Genomic DNA, 25,138 nt, shown 5'->3' on the forward strand with positions numbered 1-25,138 from the left:
TGATTCAACTCAAGGTTGGATAAAGACATTGACCGGGAAATTCCCCAGCGCGGTGCTGATCAGCAGCTCCCTTTGGGGTGTGACTGTTGCGCTTGAAAAAAGTCCCTTCAGTTTTTCATCCTTGGCGGCGAACGGTAACGATACGCGGGTATCGCCCCAATCCGACGCAGGCACCAGCGGCACGGCACTGTTTTCCAGCAAATGCGCCGCATGGACAGGTACGACAACGATCGCCCGTTGTTGCGAATCCTCACGCATGAAGGCCATTACCCGATGGGCCTGCTCGCCGAGCACTTGCAGCGGTTGATAGCGGCCCTGGCGCCACAACTGCGGATACTCGGCTCGCACGGCCAGCGTCCGGGCGATCAATGCCTGTTTGATCCGGCCGTCACGCCAATCGCGTACCAACGCGGCTGGGGTGTTGTCGGCCTGCATCGCTGCGCGGCGTGCCTGGAAATCCACCGGGCGGCGGTTGTCCGGGTCCACCAGGCTGAAGTCCCAGAACTCGTTGCCTTGGTACAGGTCCGGTACGCCGGGTACGGTCATGCGCAGCAAAGTTTGCGCCAGACTGTTGAGGGCGCCCGCCGGCGCGACGGCCTGGACCGCTTCGGCGATGGCGCTGCGCAAGGGCAGCCCCTCATCGCCCAGCAGCAGGCGTTCGAGGAACATCTGGGTGGCTTGCTCATAAGCGTCGTTGACCGCCGCCCAGCTGCTTTGCAACTTGGCTTCGCGCAAGGCCTTGCGTTGCCATTGCCACAGGCGCTCGTTGTAGGCGGCCAGCGCCTGGTGGTCCTGGAGGTCGAGGTCCAGCGGCCAGCTTCCGAGCAACGCCTGGTACAGGATCAGTTCATCACCGGCCGAGGGCGCCGCGGGGTCGCTGTGCAGCGAAGGCGAGAGGATGCGCCATTGTTCCACGCAGGCGGCGTACCAGTCGGCGCGCTCGCTGAGCACGGCCAGCCTGGCGCGGGTGTCTTCGCCGCGCTTGTGGTCATGGGTGGCGGTGGTCATCAGGTTGTCGGGAAAATGCTCGAGGCGTTCGGTGCACACCTGATGGAACGCCTGCGCCGGGGCGCTGAAACGCTCGGTGTCATAGCCCACGTCGTTGCGCGACAGCAGCACCGCCGAGCGATAGAGGGCGGTGTCCTCCACGGCCTTGGCGGCGGCCGGCGAGGTCAGTTGCTGGAAGCGTACGCAGGCGTGGCGCAGGCGTTTGCGCTGGCTGCCGCGGGGGCGTTGCCGCCAAGGCATACCACCGAGCCAGCCAGCCAGGCAGTCGAGCACCGGCCAGTCGGCTTCGCTGAGGGTTTGCCGGGCGCCTTCCAGGGCCTGGTTGAAAAACACCTGGTCTTCAGCAGAGCGACCCAACGGCGTGATGTAGGTGCGATACACCGGGAAATGCACGATCAATTCCTGCAAGGCCCGCCGAATCGCGCCCAGGGTCAGGTCGCGGGTCATCACATCGTCCCGGGCCACTTGCAGCAGGGCCTGGGCAACGCTTTCGAAATCCCCGGCCAAGGAACCATTGAGTATCTGCTGGCGAGCCAGGCGGGCTTCTTCGATGAAGTGCGCCGGCCGCTCACTGTGCCGGCTCCAGAATTCGGCAAGGGGGCCGGCACCGGCCGGGTCATGCTGCAACAGCGAGACCTGGTTCATGAACTCGTAACCGGTACTGCCGTCGATGTTCCAGTCCCGCCGCAATGTCTCGCCATCGCCGAGGATCTTCTCGACGAAAATCGGCAGGTGACGGGTCGGCGACAGCGAATTCACGCGTCGGCGCAATTTGCGGCAGTAACCACGAGGATCGGCAAGACCGTCGATGTGATCGATCCGCAGCCCATCCACCAACCCTTCGCCGATCAATTCGAAGATCTTGGCATGGGTGGCTTCGAATACCGCCGGACGTTCGACCCGCAGCCCGCCCAATTCATTGACATCGAAAAAACGCCGCCAATTGATGTCGTCCGCCGCGGTGCGCCAGCTGGCGAGCCGGTAGCTCTGGCGCTCCAGCAACTGATGCAGGCGTTCGAAACCCTGGGGCTGGGTAGCGTCGTAGCCGGCCAGGTTGTCCTCGATGACGGCCAGGATGCCGGCGTGCGTCGCCAGGTCCCGCAACTCCGTTTGCAGCGGGCGGGCGAGGGTGTGGGCGTCGGTCTGGTAATTCAGCGTGGTGAAGCGCTCAGCCAGGGTCTTGAGCGATTCGGCCTGTTCGACGGGCAGGGTTTCGGCGGGTTTGAGCAGTTCGCCGTAGTGCATCGGGCAAATCGGGAAGCGGTGTTCATAGTGCTCGACGTAGAAGCTGCCGTGGGCGGCATCCAAGCGCAGTCGCAAGGTGCCTTCCTGCAAGGCCACGCCGTAGTCGCTGCCCAGGAACGGCAGCAACAACTGGCCTTCCATCAGCGGGTCGGGGGAATGCCACTGGATGTCGAAGAACTCGCCGTAGGGGCTGAGTCGACCCCATTCCAACAGATCCAGCCACCAGGGATTGTCATTGCCGCCGACGGCCATGTGATTGGAGACGATGTCGAGGATCAAGCCCATCCGGTGCTCGCGCAAGACTGCAACCAGACGCCTGAGCGCGGCTTCGCCACCCAGCTCGGGGTTGACCAGGGTCGGATCGACCACGTCGTAGCCGTGCATGGAACCGGCCCGGGCCTTGAGCAGCGGAGAGGCATAAATGTGGCTGATGCCCAGCGCGGCGAAGTACGGCACCTGGGGTATGGCGTCGTCCAGGGTGAAACCTTTATGGAACTGCAGGCGCAATGTTGCCCGCAGTGGTTGGATCAATGGCTGTTTCATCGGTCACGCTCGTTCGCCTGAAGTCGCGCGCAGGCGAGTATTTCCAGACGCCGGGCGGCGTCCGGGTGATCCAGCAGCGCCTGGCTCTGCTGGGCCAGGCGGCGGCGCCAATTGGGATGGGTGTCGATGGTGCCGGGCAGGTTGGCCTGCTCCTCGATGCCCAGGGCATCTTCGAGCGGCAACAACACCAGTGGTGCGCGGGTGTGGCCGAGGAAACGTACGCTGGCATCCAGTACCTGGTCGGTCTCGCGGTGTTCTTCGCGAAAATTCTGCGGATCCTGATTCAACACTTGGCGCAGGCCTTCGCGTTCGCGCTCGCGGTGTTTGCGCCAGTCCATTTCGGTGTGGGAGTCGATCAGGTCCAGCCGGGCGTTCCAGTCAATGTCGTGACCGTGCCACCAGCCGTTGAGCGTTGGCAAATCATGGGTGCTGGTGGTGGCCAGGGCATTGTCCGGCCAGTCGAGGATGGGTTTGAAGTAGGTGTTGTCCTGTTCGAACAACAGCACGCGCATGCCGAGGATCGAGCGGGCGCTGAGTTTGTCCCGCAAACCATCCGGCACGGTACCGAGGTCTTCGCCCAACACGATGGCCTGGTGCCGATGGGATTCCAGTGCCAGCAGGCGCAACAGGTCATCCACCGGGTAATAAAGGTAGGCCCCGTCGCTGGGTGGGGCGTCGTTGGGAATCACCCAGAGCCGTTGCAAACCCATGACATGATCGATGCGCAAGCCACCGGCGTGGGCAAAGTTGGCCCGCAGCATTTCAATGAAGGCGCGAAAGCCGTTGCGCACCAGGCCTTCCGGGGAGAACGCCGAAATGCCCCAGCCTTGGCCGGAGCGATTGAGAATGTCCGGCGGTGCGCCTACGGTCAACGATGCGAGCAGTTCGTCCTGCCGGCTCCAGGCCTGGCTGCCGGCGCCATCGGCACCTACCGCCAGGTCGGCGATCAGGCCGATGCCCATGCCGCTGGATTTGGCTGCGCTCTGGGCGCGTTCCAGGCAGCGGGCGATCAACCATTGGCAAAAGGCGTAGAAACCGATTTCGTCGGCATTTTCTTCGGCGAAATGGGCCAGGACCGCGCTGCGCGGATCGCGCCATTCTTCCGGCCACTGCCGCCAGTCGAGGCTTTCGCCACGGGCGGCGCGTTCAGCCTGCAAGGCCTCGAAGCGGCAATGATTTTCCAGGGCCTCGCCGCTGGTGTGGCGGAAACTGCTGAAGTCTTCATGCAGCGGATGCGCGCCCTGGCTGAACCCGTCGTACAGGGCGCGGAGGATTTTCTGCTTGGCCTGGGCGGCGACTGGCCAGTCGATCAGCGGCTGCTCTTCCAGGTTGCGCAGTTGGTTGGTCAAGCCGGTAGCGTCGATGGCGGTGCGCAGGGCGCGTTCACCGAGGATGGTGCCGGGGGCGGCGTACAGGCTGTTTAGAAACAGTCGGCTGGACGGCGAGTAAGGGCTGTAGCGCCCGGTGTCGCTGCTGAACATCGCGTGCATCGGGCTGATGGCAACGGCCTCGGCGCCGCGTTCGCCGGCCACCCGCACCAGTTCCTCCAGGGCCTGGGTATCACCGAAACCGCCGTCCCCAGGGCGTCGCAGGGCATACAGCTGCGCGCTCAGGCCCCAGGTCCGGGGCGTCGGGTCGTCCACCGCATCGGCCACGCTGTAGCAGCGGGCGGGTGCGACGGCCAGGGTGAAATGCTGGTCCCGGATGTGGACGTGCTGATAACCCACCGGGACCATGCCCGGCAGCTTGCCGTCGGCATCGAGGTTCAGATTCAGTGTCGCGCCGTCTTCGAGTTTGATTTCGCAGGGGGTCCCGGCCTCGAAGTAGCGGCTCAAGTCCAGGCTGACCCCGACATCGGCGGTGATCAGCGGTGGCAGTTGATGGTTCTGTTGATCTTTCTGCAACTGCAGCAGGCTGGCGTCGATTTCCTGGGCACTTCCAGCTGGGTGGCCCAGGCCTGTGAGGACTGAGCGCAAGACCGCCGCCGAGACTTTCTGGGCCCGGCCATTGGCATCGATCCAATCCACCGCCAGGCCAGCTTGGCTGGCGAGGATTTCCAGTTGCACATCGCTCATAGGCGCTCTCCAGTGATGTTGGGCAAGGTTGTCGCCTGCGTCAGACTGACCAGCGCGCTGTAGGGCGCAAGGACGCCCTGTTGCAACAGACCCACGACCTGCGGCGGATGTTCGAAAAGAATGCGTACCTCTTCCGGGGCATGGTGTGCGACGGGCTGCTCGCCAAGGTTCAGGTCGATGCGCAACACACTGCCATCGCCCAGTCGCCAGCGTGCGCTGACAGCACCATGGCCCAACACATCGGCTCCAAGGGCCTGGGCACCGGGCAGGCGCGGGACGATCTCTTCACGGCGGATTTTCAGCAGTTGGCGATACAGCGCCTCGCTGGCCTGCTGCTCCACGCGTTGCGATTCCAGGCTTGGACGTGAAACCTCGAAGGTGCTGGCCGCGTTGGGGTCGGGAATCCGCTCGCGTTTCTGCGGATCGGCAAAGGCACTGAACGCCTTGAACTCGTTGCGTCGGCCTTCGCGCACGAGTTCTGCCAGTTCGCCGTGATGACTGGTAAAGAACAGGAACGGTTGTTCGGCGGCCACCTCATCGCCCATGAACAGCAGCGGGATCATCGGTGACAACAGCAACAAGACTGTCGCCGCTTGCAAGGCCTGGGACGGGGCGAGCTGATGCAGGCGTTCGCCCAGGGCACGGTTGCCGACCTGGTCATGGTTCTGCAGGAACAGCACGAATGCGCTCGGTGGCAGGTGACCGCTGGGTTCGCCCCGGGATTCGCCGTGACGATTGGTGTGGCCCTGAAAGACGAAACCCTGGCTCAGGCAACGTGCCAGTTGTTCCGTCGGCTGCTCGGCATAGTCGGCGTAGTAGGCGTCGGTCTCGCCAGTCAACAGCACATGCAAGGCATTGTGGCCGTCGTCGTTCCACTGGGCGTCGTAGCCCTGTTCCAGCAGGCTGGCCTGGTTGTGTTCGTTTTCCACGGTCAGCCAGACATGCCGGGCCGGATCCACCTGTTCGCGCACCCTGGCCGCCAGTTCCTGGAGAAAGTCCGGAGCTTCGATGGCGTGTACTGCGTCGAGGCGCAGGCCGTCGAAGCGGTATTCCAGCAGCCACATGAGCGCATTGTCGATGAAGAAGTCCCGCACTTCCCGGCGGCGGAAATCGATCGCCGCGCCCCAGGGCGTGTGCTTGTCTTCGCGGAAGAAGCCCTTGGCATAGCGGTGCAGGTAGTTGCCATCGGGGCCGAAGTGGTTGTAGACCACATCCAGGATGACGGACAGCCCATGGCCGTGGGCGCTGTCGATCAGATGCTTGAGCTGTTCAGGCGTGCCGTAGGAGGCTTGGGGCGCGTAGGGCAACACCCCGTCGTAGCCCCAATTGCGATCGCCGGGAAACTGCGCCAGCGGCATCAGCTCGATGGCGGTGACGCCCAGCCCGGCCAGGCGGGCCAAATGCTGTTCGACACCGTTGAAACCGCCCAGGGCGCCCACGTGCAATTCGTAGATCACGGCTTCGTGCCAGGGACGGCCACACCATTGGGTGTGTCGCCAGGGGTAGGCATGGGGGTCGACCACCACGCTGTGACGGTCGATGTCGCCGGCCTGGGCGCGGGAGGCCGGGTCCGGCACCTCCAGTTCGCCATCGATGTTGTAGCGGTAGCGGGTGCCGGCGGGGCAACGGGTCTGGATCATGAACCAGCCGTCGGCTTGGGGCAGTAGCGGTATTGAATCTCCAGTGTCGAGTTCGACACTGACAAAAAAGGCATCCGGGGCCCAGAGGGCGAAGCGGGTGTGCTCGTCATCCAGCATGACCGCCCCGTGGGTCCATGTCTCAGGCGTCCTTGACGTCATTGTTACCTCATTGTCTGGCCGATTTTCCCAGTGACTTCGCCACCAGCTGTTCGTAGAGTTCGGCGTAGGGTTCCACGGCCTGGCACCAGTTGAACGGTGCCGACATGGCCCGGCAGCGCATGGCGTTGAGCAGGCCCGGGAACTCGAAGACCTTGAAGGCGCGGCTCAAGGCTTGTTGGTAGCTCTCCACGGTGGACTCATCGAACAGGAAACCGGTGACGCCATCTTCGATGGTGTCCGCCAGGCCTCCGGTATTGCGCGCCACTGGCAGCGAGCCAAAACGTTGGGCGTACATCTGGCTCAAGCCGCAGGGCTCGTAGCGCGAGGGCATCAGCAGGAAATCGCTGCCGGCGAACATCCGCCGCGCATCGGTTTCGTTGAAGCCGATGCGCACGCCGATGCGGCCGGGGAAGCGCAGTGCGAGTTCGCGCATGGCTTGTTCTTCCTCCGGTTCGCCGCGGCCGATGATGGCGATCTGGCCGCCGGATTCGACGATGAACTCGGCGACTGCTTCGGTCAGGTCCAGGCCTTTCTGGTAGACCAGGCGCGACACCACGGCGAACAGCGGGCCAGTGGAGTCGTCGAGGCCAAACAGTTCACGTACATGGCTGGCGTTGACGGCCTTGCCTTCCCAGTCACCTATGGCGAACTGACGGAACAGGTGGGTGTCGGTGGCCGAGTCCCAGCTTTCATCGATGCCGTTGGGGATGCCGCTGAGCAAGCCTTGTTGGGTCTTGGCAGCCAGGAAACCGTCGAGTCCGCAACCAAACGCCGGGGTGGTGATTTCCTGGGCGTAGGTGGCGCTGACGGTGGTGATATGGCTGGAATAGGCCATCCCGGCCTTGAGGAACGACAGTTTGCCGTAGAACTCCATGCCTTCCTGTTGCAGGGCGTGCTCGGGGATGCCCAGTTCCGGGCAGGACGCCAGGCTGACCACGCCCTGGTACGCCAGGTTGTGGATGGTGAACAGGGTCGGGGTGCGTTGCCCGCGCCAGTGCATGTAGGCCGGCGCCAACCCTGCTGGCCAATCGTGGGCGTGGACCAGATCCGGGCACCAGTGGATCTGTGCCAGGTTGGCGGCGATGTCGGCGGCGGCCAGGCCCAGGCGGGCGAAGCGAATGTGGTTGTCCGGCCAGTCGCGACCGTTGTTGGCTCCGTAGGGAGAGCCTTCGCGGGCAAACAGTTCCGGGCAGATCAGTACGTAGATCACCAGGCCGTCGGCCATGTCCATGCGCCCGATCTTGCAGGGCGGTAGTGCTGCGTGGCCGCCCAGTTCGCCGACGATGTGGATCGGATTGCCGCTGTTCATCACTTGCGGATAGCCAGGGATCAGCACCCGGACATCATGCAACCCGGCCATGGCCCGAGGCAGTGCCGAGGACACATCGCCCAGGCCGCCGGTCTTGACCAGGTCGGCGATTTCCGAGGTGACGAACAAGACTTTCTTGCGATTGGGATTCTGTCGAACGACGGGGAGCAGTGCCTTGCCGCCGGTGGCCAGCACCGGGGCCGTCGGCGATTCGGCCGCCGGCGGTAATTGAGAACGGACTTGTTGTGGTTCCAAGGCAGCACTGATCATAAATATCTCCCATTTTCTCGATCTGTTTCCGGCAAGCGCCAGAGCTGTTGTTTCATTGGCCGAATCCTGCGGCCAGGCGCACAAGCGCTACGCAAGGAAAGCGAACGGCTACCCAAACGCGGCGAAGCGAATCAGCTGAAGGAGCTGTTGCAAGGACCAGTGCAAGGACTGCACCAGTCGCTGTTGCCCTACCTCTAACCTGACCTGTCGCCGTTGCGAAAAGTTTCGACTTTTTTTCGTCTGGATGACCGGTCGGTTTTCCCCCCGGTTTGGCAGTCTAGGTCATATCCTAGAGCGGTGCGCCTCGGTTCGTCGCATTGTCCGACAATCACGTTTTTTAGCGGCAATGTCTTACACGACGAAGGGGAGTACGCACCGACGAAGTGCAGTTTCCTGCAAAGAAAAAAGTGTAGGGGGAGGGCGTTGGTTCATTGGCGTGCGCGATGGAATGGCGCGATGCACCATTGGAGGGCGGGTGGAACGATGGCGTTTCGATGTCAACTGCAGGCACTCGAAACACACTATTTTTGTGGGAGCGAGCTTGCTCGCGAACGCAGTCTATCAGTCGCACATTTGCTCGACTGATACACCGCATTCGCGAGCAAGCCCGCTCCCACAAGGAAGTTGTCCTGAGTATTTGGGTAGGAATCAGCCCGCCGGCGTCAGCAACCGAATCGGCTGGCCTGCCGCCCAGGCCAGCAGGTCTTCGATCATCAGGGAATAGAACTGTTGGTAATTCTGTCGGCTGACGTAACCCACATGAGGTGTGGCCAGCACGTTCTCCAGGGTGCGGAATGGATGGGCCAGAGGCAAGGGCTCCTGGGCGAAGACGTCCAGGGCGGCACCAGCCAGGCGCCGGTGCTGGAGGGCGTCGATCAGGGCGGTTTCATCGACGATCGGCCCGCGGGAAGTGTTGACCAGCAGCGCCTCGGGTTTCATCCAGCCCAGCGCCTGGGCATCCACCAGGCCGCGGGTGCGTTCGCCGAGCACCAGGTGGATCGAGAGGATGTCGGCCTGTTCGAACAACGCCTGCTTGCTGACGTAGGTCACGCCCACTTCGGCGGCCCGCTCGGCGCTGAGGTTCTGGCTCCAGGCGATGACCCGCATGCCGAACACCTGGCCGAACTGCGCCACCCGTGTACCGATGCTGCCCAGGCCGAGGATCGCCAGCGTCTTGCCGTGCAGGTCGCCACCCAGGCCTTGCTGCCACAGACCGGCGCGCAAGGCGTTGGCTTCCTGCACCAGGTTGCGGGCCAGGGCCATGATCAGCGTCCAGGTCAGTTCGGGCGCGGCGTGCTTGTAGCTGTCGGTGCCGCACACCTGGATGCCCAGCTCGGCGGCGGCCTTCAGGTCCAGGGCGGCATTGCGCATGCCGCCGGTGAGCAGCAGCTTGAGATTGGGCAGGCGGCGCAGCAGGCCTTCGTCGAACACGGTGCGCTCGCGCATCACGCAGATCACCTCGAAGTGCTGCAAGCGTTCGGCGAGGGTGTCGCGGTCGGCGGGATAGTCGTGAAGAAAGGTCACTTGGCCGACGCCGTCCAGCACCGACCAGTCCACCACACCGCGTGCCACATCTTGCCAATCGTCTATGACTGCTATTTGCACCGCCATGGAACACCTCGTCAGGGAATGGGTTTGTCCAGCCAGCCCAGCAGGGCCTTGTGGAACCGATCCGGCTCTTCCATCTGCGGGGCATGCCCCAGATTGGGGAACTCCACCAGGGTCGAGCGGGGAATCAGCCCGGCAGTCTGTTTGCCCAATACCTCGTAATGGCCCAGTTTGGCCTTTACCGCCGGCGGCGCGATGTCGCTGCCGATGGCGGTAGTGTCGGAGGTACCGATCAACAGCAGGGTGGGTACGGTCAGGTCCTTGAACTCGTAATAGACCGGCTGGGTGAAGATCATGTCGTAGATCAGCGCCGAGTTCCACGCCACCTGCGTATGACCGGGGCCCTTGTTCAAGCCGGCGAGCATGTCCACCCAGCGGTCGAACTCAGGTTTCCAGCGGCCGGTGTAATAGGTCGTGCGCTCGTAATTGCGGATGCCCTCGGCGGTGACTTTCAGCTCACGGGCGTACCATTGGTCCACGGTGCGGTAGGGCACGCCCAAGGCTTTCCAATCCTCCAGGCCAATGGGGTTGACCATTGCCAGGCGCTCGACCTGGTCGGGGAACTGCAAGGCGTAACGGGTGGCGAGCATGCCGCCGGTGGAGTGGCCGAGAACGATGGCTTTCTGTACACCGAGGGCCTTGAGCAAGGCCTGGGTGTTGGCCGCCAGTTGCTGGAAGCTGTACTGGTAATGCTCGGGTTTGCTCGATGTGCAGAAGCCGATCTGGTCCGCGGCGACGACTCGGTACCCGGCTTCGCTCAGCACCTTGACCGAATCGCCCCAGGTGGCGGCGCAGAAATTCTTGCCGTGCATCAGCACCACGGTGCGGCCATTGACCTTGCCCTGGGCCGGCACATCCATATAACCCATCTGCAACGATTGGCCCTGGGACTGGAAGGCGAAGTGCTTGAGGGTATAGGGGTATTCGAAGCCCTCCAACTGGGCGCCGTAGGCCGGGCCTTCCGGCGGGCTGGCGGCCTGGGCGAGCAGGGGTAGGGCGGCGCTGAGCAAGAGGCTGGGCAACCAGCGGGTGGGGGTTCGGAACATGGTCAATCTCCTTGTGGCCGCTGCCGATCCTGGCGCGACCCGATTATGGCGACATTAACCACAGGCAACCGAACGGCCCGAATGTTCAACCCATCCAGCCCAGCGTGGCCAGGGCGAGAACGCCGTAGCGCAAGCCTTTGGCAACGGTCACGATCAGCAGGAAGCGGCGCCACGGTTCACCCATCACCCCGGCCACCAGGGTCAATGGATCGCCGATGATCGGCAACCAACTGAGCAGCAGCGACCAGCGGCCGAAGCGCTGGTAATGCACGCGTGCCTTGTCCAGGTGCGTCGGGCTGACCGGAAACCAGCGCCGGTCCTTGAAGTGTTCCAGGCGCGTGCCCAGCCACCAGTTCACCAGCGAACCCAGGACGTTGCCGAGGGTGGCGACCCCCAGCAACAGCCAGACAGCATAGTGCTCGCTGAGCAACAGGCCGACCAACAAGGCCTCCGATTGCAGCGGCAGCAAGGTCGCCGCGCCAAATGCCGCCAGGAACAAGCCGATATAGGCTTGGCCCATCAGTGGGCCGGGTAATCCGCCACTACGGTTTGGGTCCCGTCTTTTTTCAGGCCGATCACTTGATAAGCGTCGCTCATGCCGTCCATTTCCATGCCGGGCGAGCCCATGGGCATGCCCGGTGCGGCCACGCCGAGCAGGTCATCGCGCTTGCCCAGCGCCAGCACCTGGTCGGCCGGGACATGGCCTTCGACGAATTTGCCGTTGATTTCGGCGGTGTGGCAGGAGCGCAGGTTCGGCGCCACGCCCAAGCGTTGCTTGACCGAACTCATGTCGGCCTCGACATGGTCATTGACCTTGAAACCGTTTTCTTGCAAATGCGAGATCCACTTTTTGCAGCAGCCGCAATTGGCGTCGCGGTGCACATCGATGGTGACCGGTTCCGCGGCCTGGGCCAGGGTGGTCATGAACAGGGCGCTCAAGGCGAGCAGGTGCAGGGGGTTGGCCATGAAGGAGGTCTCGTGTCGAACGGTTAGGCGCAAGGATAACAGAGTAGCGGGCACGAGCTGACAGGGGCCTGAGGCGGGGATTACAGAGTTGTCAGGTTGGGAGGGCGAATACAGTCCTGTGGGAGAGAGCTTGCTCGCGATAGCGGTTTGTCAGTCACTACTTTGTAGCTGATCCGACGCTATCGCGAGCAAGCTCGCTCCCACAGGGGGATGGTGAAGTTCTAGCGAACCTTGAACCGACCCATGATCGCATTCACCCGTGTGTTGGCTTCCAGCAGTTGCCGGGTGTTGGTTTCGCTGGCCAGGCCACTTTCCACCAGTTCCTCCACCATGTGACGGATTTGCACCATGCTGCGATTGATCTCCTCGGTCACCGCGCTTTGTTGCTCGGCGGCCGTGGCGATCTGGGTGCTCAGGCTGTTGATCTGGCTGACCGAGCCGGCCATTTCGTCCAGGCCCGAGTTGACGCGGGAGGTCGCGTCGGCGGCCGACTGGCAGCTGGCCTGGGTGTTTTCCATGGCCGAGACCGACGAACTCACGCCTTGGGTCAGGCGGGTCAGCATTTCGTTGATTTCCGAGGTGCTGGCCTGGGTGCGGGCGGCGAGGGCGCGGACTTCGTCGGCCACCACGGCAAAACCACGGCCTTGCTCGCCAGCCCGGGCGGCTTCAATGGCTGCGTTGAGCGCCAGCAGGTTGGTCTGCCCGGCGATGGCGCCGATCACACCCAGGATCTCGGTGATGCGCTGAGCGTCCTGTTGCATGCTCTCGACCTTGCGGGTGGCGCTGGCCACTTCATCGATCAAGGCCACCACACTGTTGGAGGCCTCACCGACCACCACGCGGGAACGATCGGCATGCTCGTTGGCGCGTTGGGTGAACGCCGCGGTCTCGGCCGCGTTTTGCGCGACGCTTTCAGCCGTGGAGCTCATCTGGGTGATAGCGGTCACGGTCTGGTCGGTTTCCGAGGCGTGGCGCATCAGGATTTCGCTGGTGTGGGCCGAGGTCCGCTGCAGATCGCCCAGGCTCGACGCCATGGCGCCGGTGGCCTGGGTGACTTCACCGATCATGTCTTGCAGGTAAGCGATGAAGCGGTTGACCGAGTGCCCGATCGCCCCCAATTCATCCTCGGCCCGGATGGTGATGCGTCGGGTCAGGTCGGCATCGCCAGTGGACAAGGCGTCGATGTTGCCTTTGAGGACTTTCATGCGATGGGTCAACTGGCGGATCGCGTACAGCTGCATCAAGACCAGCAGGATCACCATCGGGATCTGCAGCAGGCTCAGCGTGCTCAGTACATCATCGCGCTGGGCCGTGATCAGGCGAGTCGGCAATGCGGTGGCAAGGAACCACGGTGAACCTTCGATAGGGCGCATGAAAAAGGTACTGGCCTCGCCCTTGTTGTCGAACTCCACACGTTGCAGCGGCTTGTCGCGGTTGGCCAGGCCCGCCTTGACCTGGGCGGCGAATGGCGAGGTGGCCGCCAGTTCGCTGATGTTCTTCAGCACGATCGGTCCACTGATGCGCGAACTGTTGCTGATGATCTTGCCGTCACCTTCGACGATCAGCATCTCGGCGCTCAAATCGGCTTCCTTGCGTGCCACCAGCTCATTGAAGAAGCCCAGGGTCACGTCGATGGTGGAAACGCCGTAAGGCACGCCGTTTTTCTGGATGGCCATGGCGCAGTTGGTGCGTGGTTCGGCGCTGGCGTCGTCTTTATAGGCCGCGGCCCAGGCGCATTTGCCCGGTGGGGTGGCCATGCCACCCTTGTGCCAGGGTTGTTCGTAATAGTTGGGCGCGGCGTCACTGTTCCAGAAGGTATTGACCACCAGCTTGCCGGACGCGTCGCGGTGCCAGAACGTGCTGAATTTGCTGCGTCCTTCGGCCCGTTGGTTGGGCAGGGGCCAGATCCCGCCGCCGAAGACTTTCAACTCGCCGTACTGATCCACCAGCCCCGGCAACACTTTGTCGATGGCATCGCTGTCGAGCAACGGGATGGTCTGGGTGATGCTGCGTTGCTGCGCCTGCACCTTGTTCAGTTCGCCCTGGATCTGCTCGGCAACCTCGGCGATGCGGTTAAGTGCGACTTGCTCTTCCGTCTGGCGCAGCTTGGGCGCGACCAGGTAACTGATGCCCACCACGGTCAGGAGGGACAACACCAGCATGAAAATAACCAGAAACAGGGTATAGCGAGCCTGGATCGTTCGGAGTGAGGGCATACGAGGAGTCCTTGCACGAAGGCGATTTTCTGGAACTGGCGAATGGGCAGTTCCGTATATATCGGCCTTGGGGGACGCAGCTTTAGGTGTCGGTATCCAAGGGATAAAACGAGCGGATTGCACGAAGACGCGCCTTCGGCTGTACCATAGGGCCCCGTCGGTGAGTCGTCATTCCGGTAGATGAGGTATGGATCGGCAAGCCTTCGGATACAGAACGGATACATTCAGGAAATTGGCAATGACTCATTCGCAACGTTTGAAATACTCGATTCTGATCGTCCTCGTCGTCCTGGCAATCATGCTGGGGCTGTCCTGGATGCAGGGCAAGGGCATGATCAGCGAGCAGCTGTTTCAATACATCGCCATTGCCGTGGCGGTCATCGTGGTGGTGATCAACGGCGTGATGCGGCGCAAGGTCAAGCCCTGAGCGCCGCTTTCATTCCTCGGCCTCGAGCACGGCCATCGCGCTGGGGTGCAGGCGGTAGCTTTTATCGGCGTTGAGGGTGACGACGCCCTCGCTGCACAGGCGCTTCAACACCTCGCGCACGCTGAGAAAGGACAACGGAATGTCCAGCCCCAATAACTGGCTGTGCACACCACGCACGCCCAGGCAGCGATTTTCGTGGGCGGCCTTGAGCAACGCGTCGATGACTTTGAGGCGAATCAGGCTGGTCCTCAGCCCGAAGCTTTTGAGCAGGCGCCTGATATGGTCATTGCCGCCGCGCTCTGGCGGCCTCTCGAATTCACGGTGGGTAGCGCTCAGCGAGACGCCGGTCGGCCTTGGCTTGCCCTCCATGGGCTGTTGCGCGTTACGCATGCAGAAACTCCTTACCAGCCAGATCAGAAAAGGTCACGAATACTCTCCTGTTATAGGACGAACGAGGACGCGCAATCATGAGGGCGGCGATGTGAAAAAATTGCCCCTGCTTCGTCAAACCCCCGTATTCAAGCGGCGTGCGGCCATTAATTTTTTTTCATCCGGTTCGTTTTCAAGGTAGGCACATTCCGGTTCAGCACACGGCGTGTGATTTCCCAGGCGGGCCGAGTGCTTGTCTACTGGCGCACCGGTAGCCGTCCTGGTTTCTGCAGTTTTCATCAGGAGTGAACGTGAGAATGTCCGGGCAGTTATCGAGGGTTGGCCTTGCAGGTGCTTTTCTAGGGATCGCCCTCGGGCTCAGCCCCGTGGTCAATGCACAGGACGATGGGCAACAGGCCAGTGCCGAGATCCGTCGCACCCGTTTTGGCGTGCCACATATCCGGGCTCAGGACGAGCGTGGGCTGGGTTATGGCATCGGGTATGCCTACGCCCAGGACAATCTGTGCCTGCTGGCCAATGAGATCGTCACGGTCAATGCCCAGCGCTCGCGTTATTTCGGGCCCGAGCAGGTCACGGTCGAGCAGCGGCAGAACCGCGTCAGCGATCTGTTTTTCAGCTGGCTCAACACGCCGCAAGCGGTCTCCGGTTTCTGGCAGGCCCAGACGCCTCAAGTGCAACAACTGGTCGAAGGCTATGCGGCGGGCTACAACCGCGCGTTGGCCGAGCGCAAGGCCAAGGGCCTGCCCGAGCAATGCGCCAGCGATTGGGTGCGGCCGATCACCGCGCTGGACCTGGTCAAATTGACCCGTCGGTTGTTGGTGGAAGGCGGCGTCGGCCAGTTCGCCGAAGCCCTGGCTGGGGCGCAACCGCCCCAGGCGACGGCACTCGCGCACACCCCGGTCGCCGGTTTCGTCGCCGCGGCGACCCGGCAGCAGCGTTTTGCCCTGGAGCGCGGCAGCAATGCCCTGGCCATCGGCAGTGAGCGTTCGTTCAACGGTCGCGGGATGTTGCTGGCGAATCCGCATTTTCCGTGGGTGGGCGGCATGCGTTTCTACCAGATGCACCTGACCATCCCCGGCAAGCTGGACGTCATGGGCGCGGCGCTGCCAGGCCTGCCGATGATCAACATCGGTTTCAGCCAGCACCTGGCCTGGACCCACACCGTCGACAGTTCCAAGCATTTCACCCTGTACCGGCTGCAGCTCGACCCGAAAGATCCGACCCGCTACCTGCTCGATGGCAAATCCGTGCCGATGAGCCAGCAGACGGTCGCGGTGGACATCAGGCAACCCGACGGCCAGGTACAGACGGTTTCCCGCGTGGTCTATGGCTCGCAGTTCGGCCCGATCGTGCAATGGCCCGGCCGGCTGGACTGGGATAACCAGTTCGCCTACAGCCTGCGGGACGCGAACCTGGAAAACGATCGCGTGCTGGCCCAGTGGTACGCCATGAACAAGGCCGTCACCCTCAAGGATCTGCAGGACGCTGTCCATAAGATCCAGGGCATTCCCTGGGTCAATACCCTGGCGGTGGACGACCAGGGGCAAAGCCTCTACATGAACGTGTCGGTGGTGCCGAACGTCGACGCCGACAAGCTGGCCCGGTGCAGCGATCCCAGGGCCGGATTGCAGCTGATCGTGCTGGATGGCAGCCGCAGCGAATGTGCCTGGGGCAGCGATTCCAACGCGGTGCAAAAAGGCATTTATGCCGCCGACAAGCTTCCGCAGTTGCTGCGCCGCGATTACGTGCAGAACTCCAACGATTCGGCCTGGATAGTCAATCCTGCGCAGCCGTTGTCCGGTTTTTCCCCGGTGATCAGCCAACAAGGCCAGCCGCTGGGCCTGCGGGCGCGTTTTGCGCTGGAGCGGGTGGGCCAGTTGGCCAAGGATGGGCCGGTGAAGGTGGAGGATTTGCAGCGCATGGTCATGGACGATCAGGTTTACCTGGCTGACCAGGTGATGCCGGACCTGCTCGGCGTTTGCACCGATGACCTGGGGGGCGATGCGTCGGCATTGGCCGGGGCCTGTGCCAGCCTCAAGGCCTGGGATCGCAAGGCCGGCCTGAACAGCGGCCTGGGGTTCGTGTATTTCCAGCAGATCATGGAGCGGCTGCAGGCGGTGCCTGATTCATGGCGCGTTGCGTTCGATCCCGAAGACCCGCAACACACCCCCCGCGGCCTGGCGATCGAGCGACCGCCGGTGCGCAAGGCTGTGCGCGAGGCCATGCTGGCTTCGGTGGAGGCGGTGAAGGTTGCGGGGTTGTCTAAAGACAGCCGATGGCAAGACGTCCAGGTGGCCAGCAGCGGTAGCCGACAGACGCCGATCCACGGCGGCCCTGGAGAGTTGGGCATCTATAACGCGATCCAGAGCGTGCCGGGGGCGAACGGCAAGCGGGAAGTGGTCAGCGGTACCAGCTATCTGCAGGTGGTGACGTTTGACGGTAAAGGTCCGCAAGCCCAGGGATTGTTGGCATTCTCCATTTCCAGCGACCCCGCTTCGCCTTATTCGGCCGACCAGACCCAGGCGTTTTCGCAGAAGCAGTGGAGTGTGCTGCCTTTCACCGAACAGCAGATCAAGGCCGATCCGCATTATCAGGCCGTGATTATCCGTGAGCGTGATGAGGCGGGCAGGGTGGCGACGCAGTAACCGCTGTTGTGCTTGCTCGCGATGAGGGCGGTACATTCCAGATCGAGTCAGGCTGATCCGCCGCTATCGCAAGCAAGCTTTGTTCCCACAGGGAGACTTTCAGTTATTGGACCGGCCGCTGCCCGATGGAATTGAGCACCGGGTTGCCGTCCTTGTTCTGGGTCAGGTAGACCGGCAGGACTTTGGGCAATGAAGCCACGAGGTTCTGTACTTCGCTGATGTTGTAGACACCACCGACACGCAGGCCGCCAGTGCTGTTGTCAGCCAGCATGACGGGACGCTCGAGGTAGCGGTTGATCAGCGGCAGTGCATCGCTCAGGGCGAGGTCATCCAATACCAGCTTGCCGTTGCGCCATGCCAAAGAGCTGTCGTTCTGGGGCGTCTCGCGGACTTGGGGCTGATGATCGCCCGCCTTGTAGCTCGCCTGCATGCCCGGCGAAAGTTGCAGGCCGTTACGGGTGAGGGCTTGGTTGCTGGTGACCCTGACCGAACCTTCCACCAGCGTGACCCGCACCTGGTCCTGGTACATCCAGACGTTGAAGCGAGTACCGGTCACGCGCACCTGGCCTTGGCCCGCGCGCACGACAAACGGATGCTGTTTGTCATGGCTGACGTCAAAAAACGCCTCGCCCTTTTCCAGGGTTACGCGGCGCTCGTTCTTGTAGTTGGCGAAGGTCAGCTCGCTACCCAGGTTGAGCTCCACCTGGCTGCCGTCGCTCAGGGTGATATGACGCACGCTCGTGCCGGCTTCGAACCGCTGGTAGGAGTTGGCGATCCAGTCCAGGTTCCAGCCGGTGTAGGCGGCCAGGGGCAGGCCGACGACGAACACCGCGGCGGCGACAGCCAACCGGCTCCAGCGCGACCGCGGCCTGGACGCTGGCGTGGCGGCGGCAGCCTCGACACGCGGCAGATGATCGGCAACATCCCAGATTTCCAGCATGGCTTCGTATTCGAAAGCATGCAGGGGATCGGCATCGTGCCACTGCTTGAATGCCTGCCGTTCGGCATCGGTGCAGTCGACGGCATGCAATCGCATGCACCAATGGGCTGCGGCATCGGTGATGGCGTCGTATTCGGCTTCCGAGAGGGTATGTTCGGTCATTGATTCGTCCTGGTTTGCCGCATTCTAACCTTCGGCATGAGCTGCCGAGAACTGCCGTCATGGCGTTTGCGCATCAATGAGCCTGTTTTTTTCGCTCAAACATCAGTCGTAGCCTACCGTCGCATACTTTGCGTGAAAAAAAGATCAACAACTCTAATGCCAGTCAGTTAAGCCCCAAACCCGTAGGAGCAAAGCTTGCTCGCGATTGGGTGAGCCAGTCGACAACGCCATTGCCTGATCTACCGCCATCGCGAGCAAGCTTGGCTCCCACAGGCTTTGTCGTTTGATCCTTAACTGACTGGCATTAATCACCCCACCTCCATCTTGTGCAATTCACGGCACGGCAAGTTGCCGGGAGGGACGCGCATCGAGTTGCCGTCCTAATTCACAAATCAATAGCGTGATCGAGTCGGCGTTGCGGAGTATGACGTCGATGCGCTTGCCCGGCAAAATCGGATCCAGAAAATCATCACGGGCAATATCCATGGTTCTGGCGCCAGTGATCTTCAGGATCTCCCGGGTTGTTTCTTTGCACAAAGGCAGTAGCTCAAACTTCTTGTAGGTGTTGTCTGCGCTGTCCCATTGCGTAAACAGTTTGGATTTTGGGGTGGTCAACGAAAGTCCGTTGAGTTGCAGGTCCTTTTGCTTGGCGTATTGCACTTGCCCTGGATAAGTCGCTGTTGAAATCAAGTCGAGGAAGGGCAGTATCGCGTCCAGATAGATGATATCGAGGGTATCTAACATCTGATGGGAGACTTCATGGATGAAGGTCGCCGCCTGGGCATGGGCGTCGACATTAAAGGTGTCGGGGACGACGGCCTTGTACCCATCCAATTCCATGTCGAAGAAAAACTGAGTGAGGTAGATTCTCCCAAGGGCGGTCGGTTCCAGCACGAATGCCGTGGCTCTGTCCTCCAGGTGTTTGAGGTGGCCGACAACGATGCGGCTGGCATTTTGCAGTTCCCAGGAAGGATCGGCCAATGCCTGGCATATCGGCGAGATCGCGGTTTCTATTTTGCTGATAAGACTGGCGTCGACGTTGCTGACACCAAAAAACAATTTAAGGTAGCTGTCCAGTCGAGAGCCCGGAAGAACGTGTTGCTTGAGTTGATGGAGGTTGTGGAGGGCATTGAACGAGTAGAACCGCGCGGTCTCCAGCGCCTGCACGACCGCATTTGCCCGATAGGGGTATTTCCGGCGTATTTCCGTCATGCCTCGCGCTTCAATATTCAATGAACCTTTGGCTTTGAAGTCGCTGTAGGTGATGGCCATCTTCGACCCGGCCTTGCCAAAGCGGATGGTATGGCGTTGTGGGTCGATTCCCCATGTCCGGCCATCCGGGGACTTTTTCAATAACGGTCCCTCGCCGTGTTCATGGATGATTCGCCAGGTTTGGCCGGCTTTTGCCACTTGAAAGACTTTGCCGGCCAAGGGGATATAAAGCTTGCCGTTTTCCATGGCCTTGTAAGTCCCATCAGCCAGGTTTTTTTGCAGGCTGGACAGACTGACGCCCGTGGCTTCGAATACGCCCAGGTCGGTGCGCAGTTGGCCGGTGGAAGCGATGTCCTTCCAGTTGAGTGTCGATGGGACAGTTGGCAAGGCGGGTTCAACGGGATCGAGCAGGCCGAATGTATCGTCGCGATTGAGCAGGCCCAGGGAGACCATCTCGGCGGCACCGGCGATGAAGTTGTGCAAGCCGGTTTTCCAGTCATGCGCTTGCAGGGCCTCGGAAGAAGCCTTGAAGTCCTGGTAACTGTCCCACAGCGTTTCTATGAACGTCAGTTTGCCTGGCAACTGTCTTCCCACTAACCGGATGCCCGAGCTGAACAGGTGCAGGACGGTACTCCAGTCGAATTGGCGCTTGTCCTGTGCCTGGGAGCCCAACAGCTCTGCCAGCAACCTGGTGTTGTCATCGAACAGCGTGTCGAGCAGGTTTGAGCGGATAGGGTTGGAACCCAGGGTGATTTCCGAAAGGTGCCCGAGTGTCGAAGCGAACAGGTTCTTGAAAATGGCTTGCTGGTCCTCGGGAAGCCGGTGGACCAGCAAATCCTGGAGCGCGCCGGGCGTGTTGAATGCCGCGACCACACTCGCTTCGTCCTTGAATTCGGTAAAGCAATGACCTGAGTGATAAGGGGCATACAGGACAAGGGTGTTGGTTGCCTGGGCGTTCGAACCCACCAGGTAAAGCCCAAGGGCCTTGACCGCCGCCGCGCCGCCGGTCTTGATCAGTTCCACTGGGCGAAACACTGCGCTGGCGCCTTCGACCGCGTTACGGGCGATGGCGTCCGGCATGTCCAGTACCTGGCGAATCAGGTCGAATGCCTTGCTGGAGAGATGTTGCTGCAGGTGTCGGGCGTGAGCGTGTTGTAGCAGTTGCCAGGGGAGTTGTCGGCGGAACCGTCGCTTCCTTTGCTGGGCCGGCGCGGACGCCCCGGAAAGCGTGTCCACGACCTGTGCTTTATAGGCGGTGGGAATATCCAATGACGATAATATTTGCCTGACCGCCATCTCGTTCAGGCCGTCAGGCAGTTTGTGCGTGGAGGTTGACGAAATCTTGAAGCCGTTTCGGGTCACATCGACATGATGCAAGGCAAAGTCGGTCAACGCGCAGGCCGGCCCCACGACGGCAAGGTTCGGTGTGATCTGCAGGGTGTCGGGGTCGAGGTTTTTTCCAGGGAAACGTGCGTCCAGTGACGTTTTCAGCTTTTTATGCACGTAGGTGCGCAATGGCTCGATACCGTCGAGGTAGTCCTTGGCATCGGCATCGACCACGCTGTTCTTGTACTGCTCGAGCAGTTCGATATGCAGGCGTCGATCTTCCAGGGACGCCGTACCGAGCCAGGCGGGCAGTGTCTGTTGTCGCCGGTTGGCTTGGGCGATGTCCACGGCGCGCTTCAGATTGGTGGGCGCGCCTTTAGCCAACAAGGCGTCGAGACTGTTGCGTAACGCCGATCCGCTGAGTTTCCAATCCCCGACCTTCAATGTGCTCAAGTAATTGCGCTCGCTCTTGAACTGTTCGATGAACGAATTCATCCGATTCAAGAGCACATTGTCTTCCAGCAGTTCATAGGCCTGGAGTTGGTAGCGTGCGTGGGGCATGCGTTGAGCGGGCGCCAGGTTCGAGAGCCAGGCAAAGCGTTTTCGAGTGTCCTGCAGGTTTTTGTTCAGTTGCTCGGTGGCCAGGTCGACGCTAGCAAAAGTCTGTAGCCCTCCGGTGGGGGACCAAAGGATGGCCATGCCCGAGTAGGGGGTATCCAGGCCGCCGCGCTCGGTCATTAAAAAACAGTTGGCCAGGCGTAGGGAAATCACGCGCTCTTCAGTACGGCACGCCAGCTTCAACGAATAGACATCTGGTCGAAAGCCTCTGACGCCCAGGCGCTGCGTGCGGTCCGGGTAGTCGGCGTCGTAGGCGAAAACGTTCCTGATCAAGTCATGGGCGGCGGCCGGCAGCGTTGCGTCACGCTCCCTGAGTTCGGCCTCGGCTCGCAGGCCCAGTGAGAAGACATTGGTCAGTTCAGGTAGCAGCTTGTCCAGCCCGCTGTGCAGCGAGGCCGTGTTGGCGGGCGGCAGCTTGATGAAGTGGGTGTGAAAAGCGTCTTCGACATCGGTGTAGCTCTTGATCTTCCTTTCCAGTTGGTCGGCCATGAAGTTGGACGGTCGCAGGTCTCCGTAAAACACCGGTCGTGTGCCCCAATGCCCATCGGTTTTCTGATCCAGCAGGTTTTTGTTGATCAAGGTGCGGATATCCAGCGCCTTGTCGATGAGTGAGTGGAGGTTGACGTCGCCCTGGCGGGACATTTCCAACGCGTAGTGCAAGTTGTCCAGCTGTTTGGCAATGATCGCGTCAGCCAGGGATTCGGCCACTGGCAAGTTCACCGATTCGCCCGACACTTGCGGTTGGTCGAAGCGCAGAAAACGGTTGCGTTCTGCCAGGCTCAAGAGGTTGTAGAGCGCTTGCCCGGGCTCGACTGTGGCGGCGGGCTTGAGCAGCGCATCCTTGAAGCCCAGGTAGTTGGCGACCTTCTGCAGGCCGTGGCTGGGGGTGTAGAGATAATGATCCTTGCCGCTGATCATCAACGAACCCGCCAGCTCGACAAAACGCGGTGCATATTCCCAGAGGCGAATCGTTTCGATGAACAGCAGTGGCTCTTCCCGGCGCGAAGGCCTGAACAGTCGAAGCAGCTCCTGGCTTTGGGCTTGGGTCAGTTGTCCTTTTTCGCGCTCGATCAGGATCGCGGCCCGCAGTGCTTCACGAATGACCCGGGCAAGAAAGTGGCGGCGCGACAGGTGGAAGGGGCTGTCCGCCTCCCAGTAGGCACTGATGCATTGGCTGAGTTTGGGGATCAGGTTCCTGGCCGTGGCCTTGATGATGTCTTCCCATTGTTGCGCCGTGTGTGCGCTCGTGCCGGGGTGCGTCAGGTCGACGTCATGCCCGGCAGGCCAACCCTGGTGGTGGAAGTACACCAGCACGGCGTCGCTCAGCGCAATGCTCTCAGTCACCGGGATTGCCAGGGTGTCGCCCAGTGGGGGGGCCTTGCGCAACGCCACGCGGGCCTGTCGTTGATCGAAGTCGGGAAGCTGCTCGTTCAATGCCTGGTCAAGCATCGAGGTCAGTGTGGGCAGTTTGATCAGCTCATCCACCATGGCCAGGGCATTGAGGCGCTGGGCGTATTCGATGGATTCGATCTGCGCCTTGAAAACGTCTTCGTTGATGATCTGGCTGGTTTGTGTGATGTCGGTCGTGCTGTTCAGTTCGCTGCGCTGGGAAATCGACAGGTAGCGAAACAGATCGTCGCGCCCCGCGGTGTCCTGCAGCATTTCATTGATCTTGTTTTCGAGGGCTTGCGGGTCGCTGAACTGGGTAATCCCCTTGTCCGGCGTGTAAAGGAACGCAGGCTTGTGGTTGGTTCCGTCGGTATCTGGCAGGGCCTTGAGGGTAAAGCAGCCGGCCAATGGAATCGGCGCCTTGTCCTCGGCCTGGAGCAGGATCGTCTCGGCGGACATCGGCGGTATCTGCGCCGCGCGTTGCGCATGGCTGGGCAGGGAGACATGGTGCAACCAGTCGAGATCGGCCTGGGTCAGCCCGTGGGGAGCGGTCAGTTGGTCCAGGCGAGTGGCGTTCAATACCTCGGGAAATAGCAGTGGCGTGGTTTCAGTGGTCATCGTCGCTTCTCGATCAAGGCGCCGCGAATCGGGCGCAAGCGCTCAGACTAGGCAGCGATGCATGGGCAAGGGTGGTACATAGTTATTGCACGTCGGGCTTCTTCGATCGGCAGGGGGGAAGTATTGACAGCGCGCGCCTGAAACAGTGTTTAATCACCGGGCGGGTCCTTCACGCTGTTGCTACCTCCAACAATCATTCCGGAGCTTCAGATGTCTGCACCATCCGATCATGCCGCTTCTTGCACCCTGTCCTTCGATGCTCTGGTGAGCTTGCTGGAGAAGATTTTCCTGCGTCATGGCACGTCGACCGAAGTCGCCCGGTGCCTGGCTGAAAACTGCGCCGGGGCCGAGCGCGACGGTGCCCATAGCCATGGGGTATTCCGCATCCCCGGTTATGTCTCGACGCTGAACAGCGGCTGGGTCAACGGCAAGGCGGTGCCGGTGGTCGAAGACGTGGCGTCAGGGTTCGTCGCGGTGGATGCCGGGAATGGCTTTGCCCAGCCAGCCCTGGCTGCCGCGCGGCCACTGCTGGTGGAAAAGGCCCGTAGCGCCGGTATCGCCGTCCTGGCCATTCGCAACTCCCATCACTTCGCGGCGCTCTGGCCGGATGTCGAGCCGTTTGCCTACGAAGGCCTAGTGGCGTTGAGCGTGGTCAACAGCATGACCTGCGTGGTGCCCCATGGCGCGGACCGGCCATTGTTCGGCACCAATCCCATTGCCTTCGCCGCGCCACGGGCCGACGGCGAGCCGATTGTCTTCGACCTGGCCACCAGCGCCATCGCCCACGGTGACGTACAGATCGCTGCGCGCAAGGGCGAGTTGTTGCCACCGGGCATGGGCGTGGACAGCCTTGGCCAGCCGACCCGCGACCCCAAGGCGATTCTCGAAGGCGGAGCGCTGCTGCCGTTTGGCGGGCATAAGGGCTCGGCGTTGTCGATGATGGTCGAGTTGCTGGCGGCGGCCCTGACCGGGGGTAACTTCTCCTTCGAGTTCGACTGGAGCAATCATCCGGGCGCCAAGACGCCGTGGACTGGCCAGTTGTTGATCGTGATCGACCCCAGCAAGACCGCCGGGCAAGACTTCGCCGAGCGCAGCCGGGAACTGGTCAGGCAGATGCATGGCGTCGGGCTGCGGCGGTTGCCGGGAGACCGTCGTCATCGCGAGCGCAGCAAGGCCAATGAGCAGGGGATTAGCCTGGACGAGCAGACTTTGGCGCAGTTGCGGGAATTGGCGGGCATTTGAACCACCGGCTTTTATCAAGGCCTTGCACTGCCGTGACACGTTGCGCCAAGCCTTCTACTATGACGGCTTCTTTTCTCTGGAATC

At 61.8% G+C, this 25,138-nt stretch carries 14 protein-coding genes and 2 pseudogenes; 3 read left to right on the forward strand and 13 right to left on the reverse strand.

Features of this window, described 5'->3' with window-relative positions; translation table 11 throughout:
- Positions 1 to 9: 9 nt before the first annotated feature.
- From BLP82_RS00270 to BLP82_RS31870, 10 genes and pseudogenes are all read right to left on the reverse strand, one after another.
- Complete coding sequence (locus BLP82_RS00270; protein ID WP_092164384.1) at positions 10 to 2,796, reverse strand: malto-oligosyltrehalose synthase; 2,787 nt, start codon at positions 2,794 to 2,796, stop codon at positions 10 to 12.
- Complete coding sequence (gene malQ / locus BLP82_RS00275) at positions 2,793 to 4,871, reverse strand: 4-alpha-glucanotransferase (RefSeq protein WP_092164385.1); 2,079 nt, start codon at positions 4,869 to 4,871, stop codon at positions 2,793 to 2,795. The genes BLP82_RS00270 and malQ overlap by 4 nt, the downstream gene beginning before the upstream one ends.
- On the reverse strand, positions 4,868 to 6,670 hold the full coding sequence (gene treZ, locus BLP82_RS00280; RefSeq protein ID WP_092164386.1) for a malto-oligosyltrehalose trehalohydrolase: 1,803 nt from the start codon (positions 6,668 to 6,670) through the stop codon (positions 4,868 to 4,870). Before treZ ends, malQ begins: the two co-directional genes overlap by 4 nt.
- A 7-nt stretch (positions 6,671 to 6,677) precedes the next feature.
- Positions 6,678 to 8,249 (reverse strand): glycogen synthase GlgA, encoded by a 1,572-nt coding sequence (gene glgA, locus BLP82_RS00285; RefSeq protein WP_092164387.1) that lies wholly within the window; start codon positions 8,247 to 8,249, stop codon positions 6,678 to 6,680.
- Positions 8,250 to 8,897: 648 nt separating this feature from the next.
- Positions 8,898 to 9,860 carry a D-2-hydroxyacid dehydrogenase family protein gene (locus BLP82_RS00290; RefSeq protein ID WP_092164388.1) on the reverse strand — a complete coding sequence of 321 codons (963 nt, stop codon included), beginning with the start codon at positions 9,858 to 9,860 and terminating at the stop codon, positions 8,898 to 8,900.
- A gap of 11 nt (positions 9,861 to 9,871) precedes the next feature.
- Positions 9,872 to 10,903: an alpha/beta fold hydrolase gene (locus BLP82_RS00295; protein ID WP_092164389.1), complete on the reverse strand. Its 1,032-nt coding sequence runs from the start codon at positions 10,901 to 10,903 to the stop codon at positions 9,872 to 9,874.
- 85 nt (positions 10,904 to 10,988) lie between these two features.
- Positions 10,989 to 11,423, reverse strand: coding sequence for a YqaA family protein (locus tag BLP82_RS00300; RefSeq protein WP_092164390.1), 435 nt, complete (start codon positions 11,421 to 11,423; stop codon positions 10,989 to 10,991).
- Positions 11,423 to 11,869: a DUF411 domain-containing protein gene (locus BLP82_RS00305; RefSeq protein ID WP_092164391.1), complete on the reverse strand. Its 447-nt coding sequence runs from the start codon at positions 11,867 to 11,869 to the stop codon at positions 11,423 to 11,425. Before BLP82_RS00305 ends, BLP82_RS00300 begins: the two co-directional genes overlap by 1 nt.
- Before the next feature lie 221 nt (positions 11,870 to 12,090).
- Positions 12,091 to 12,618: pseudogene (locus BLP82_RS31865) on the reverse strand (methyl-accepting chemotaxis protein); the annotation flags it as partial.
- Between the two features lie 330 nt (positions 12,619 to 12,948).
- Positions 12,949 to 14,085: pseudogene (locus BLP82_RS31870) on the reverse strand (cache domain-containing protein); the annotation flags it as partial.
- Between the two features lie 238 nt (positions 14,086 to 14,323).
- On the opposite strand from BLP82_RS31870, the gene BLP82_RS00315 reads away from it, so the two are divergent.
- Positions 14,324 to 14,512 (forward strand): hypothetical protein, encoded by a 189-nt coding sequence (locus tag BLP82_RS00315; protein ID WP_042731964.1) that lies wholly within the window; start codon positions 14,324 to 14,326, stop codon positions 14,510 to 14,512.
- Between the two features lie 9 nt (positions 14,513 to 14,521).
- Here BLP82_RS00315 and BLP82_RS00320 read toward each other — a convergent pair whose 3' ends face one another.
- Positions 14,522 to 14,902 (reverse strand): fe2+ zn2+ uptake regulation protein, encoded by a 381-nt coding sequence (locus BLP82_RS00320; RefSeq protein ID WP_092164394.1) that lies wholly within the window; start codon positions 14,900 to 14,902, stop codon positions 14,522 to 14,524.
- Between the two features lie 296 nt (positions 14,903 to 15,198).
- On the opposite strand from BLP82_RS00320, the gene BLP82_RS00325 reads away from it, so the two are divergent.
- On the forward strand, positions 15,199 to 17,547 hold the full coding sequence (locus BLP82_RS00325) for a bifunctional acylase PvdQ (RefSeq protein ID WP_092164395.1): 2,349 nt from the start codon (positions 15,199 to 15,201) through the stop codon (positions 17,545 to 17,547).
- 103 nt (positions 17,548 to 17,650) lie between these two features.
- Here the strand turns inward: BLP82_RS00325 and BLP82_RS00330 are convergent, their stop codons facing one another.
- Complete coding sequence (locus BLP82_RS00330) at positions 17,651 to 18,649, reverse strand: FecR family protein (RefSeq protein WP_092164397.1); 999 nt, start codon at positions 18,647 to 18,649, stop codon at positions 17,651 to 17,653.
- Positions 18,650 to 18,982: 333 nt separating this feature from the next.
- Positions 18,983 to 23,812, reverse strand: coding sequence for a dermonecrotic toxin domain-containing protein (locus BLP82_RS00335; RefSeq protein WP_092164399.1), 4,830 nt, complete (start codon positions 23,810 to 23,812; stop codon positions 18,983 to 18,985).
- Between the two features lie 210 nt (positions 23,813 to 24,022).
- On the opposite strand from BLP82_RS00335, the gene BLP82_RS00340 reads away from it, so the two are divergent.
- On the forward strand, positions 24,023 to 25,054 hold the full coding sequence (locus BLP82_RS00340; RefSeq protein WP_092164400.1) for an Ldh family oxidoreductase: 1,032 nt from the start codon (positions 24,023 to 24,025) through the stop codon (positions 25,052 to 25,054).
- Positions 25,055 to 25,138 lie beyond the last annotated feature (84 nt).

It is taken from the genome of Pseudomonas sp. NFACC37-1 (assembly GCF_900101575.1).
GTDB lineage: Bacteria > Pseudomonadota > Gammaproteobacteria > Pseudomonadales > Pseudomonadaceae > Aquipseudomonas > Aquipseudomonas fluorescens_AA.

What these genes read in the sequence shown, in the direction of transcription:
- BLP82_RS00320 (WP_092164394.1), bottom strand. Translation starts at nt 14,902, where the DNA reads ATGCGTAACGCGCAACAGCCCATGGAGGGCAAGCCAAGGCCGACCGGC.
- malQ (WP_092164385.1), bottom strand. Translation starts at nt 4,871, where the DNA reads ATGAGCGATGTGCAACTGGAAATCCTCGCCAGCCAAGCTGGCCTGGCG.
- BLP82_RS00330 (WP_092164397.1), bottom strand. Translation starts at nt 18,649, where the DNA reads ATGACCGAACATACCCTCTCGGAAGCCGAATACGACGCCATCACCGAT.
- BLP82_RS00290 (WP_092164388.1), bottom strand. Translation starts at nt 9,860, where the DNA reads ATGGCGGTGCAAATAGCAGTCATAGACGATTGGCAAGATGTGGCACGC.
- BLP82_RS00340 (WP_092164400.1), top strand. Translation starts at nt 24,023, where the DNA reads ATGTCTGCACCATCCGATCATGCCGCTTCTTGCACCCTGTCCTTCGAT.
- glgA (WP_092164387.1), bottom strand. Translation starts at nt 8,249, where the DNA reads ATGATCAGTGCTGCCTTGGAACCACAACAAGTCCGTTCTCAATTACCG.
- BLP82_RS00300 (WP_092164390.1), bottom strand. Translation starts at nt 11,423, where the DNA reads ATGGGCCAAGCCTATATCGGCTTGTTCCTGGCGGCATTTGGCGCGGCG.
- treZ (WP_092164386.1), bottom strand. Translation starts at nt 6,670, where the DNA reads ATGACGTCAAGGACGCCTGAGACATGGACCCACGGGGCGGTCATGCTG.
- BLP82_RS00270 (WP_092164384.1), bottom strand. Translation starts at nt 2,796, where the DNA reads ATGAAACAGCCATTGATCCAACCACTGCGGGCAACATTGCGCCTGCAG.
- BLP82_RS00315 (WP_042731964.1), top strand. Translation starts at nt 14,324, where the DNA reads ATGACTCATTCGCAACGTTTGAAATACTCGATTCTGATCGTCCTCGTC.
- BLP82_RS00305 (WP_092164391.1), bottom strand. Translation starts at nt 11,869, where the DNA reads ATGGCCAACCCCCTGCACCTGCTCGCCTTGAGCGCCCTGTTCATGACC.
- BLP82_RS00335 (WP_092164399.1), bottom strand. Translation starts at nt 23,812, where the DNA reads ATGACCACTGAAACCACGCCACTGCTATTTCCCGAGGTATTGAACGCC.
- BLP82_RS00295 (WP_092164389.1), bottom strand. Translation starts at nt 10,903, where the DNA reads ATGTTCCGAACCCCCACCCGCTGGTTGCCCAGCCTCTTGCTCAGCGCC.
- BLP82_RS00325 (WP_092164395.1), top strand. Translation starts at nt 15,199, where the DNA reads ATGTCCGGGCAGTTATCGAGGGTTGGCCTTGCAGGTGCTTTTCTAGGG.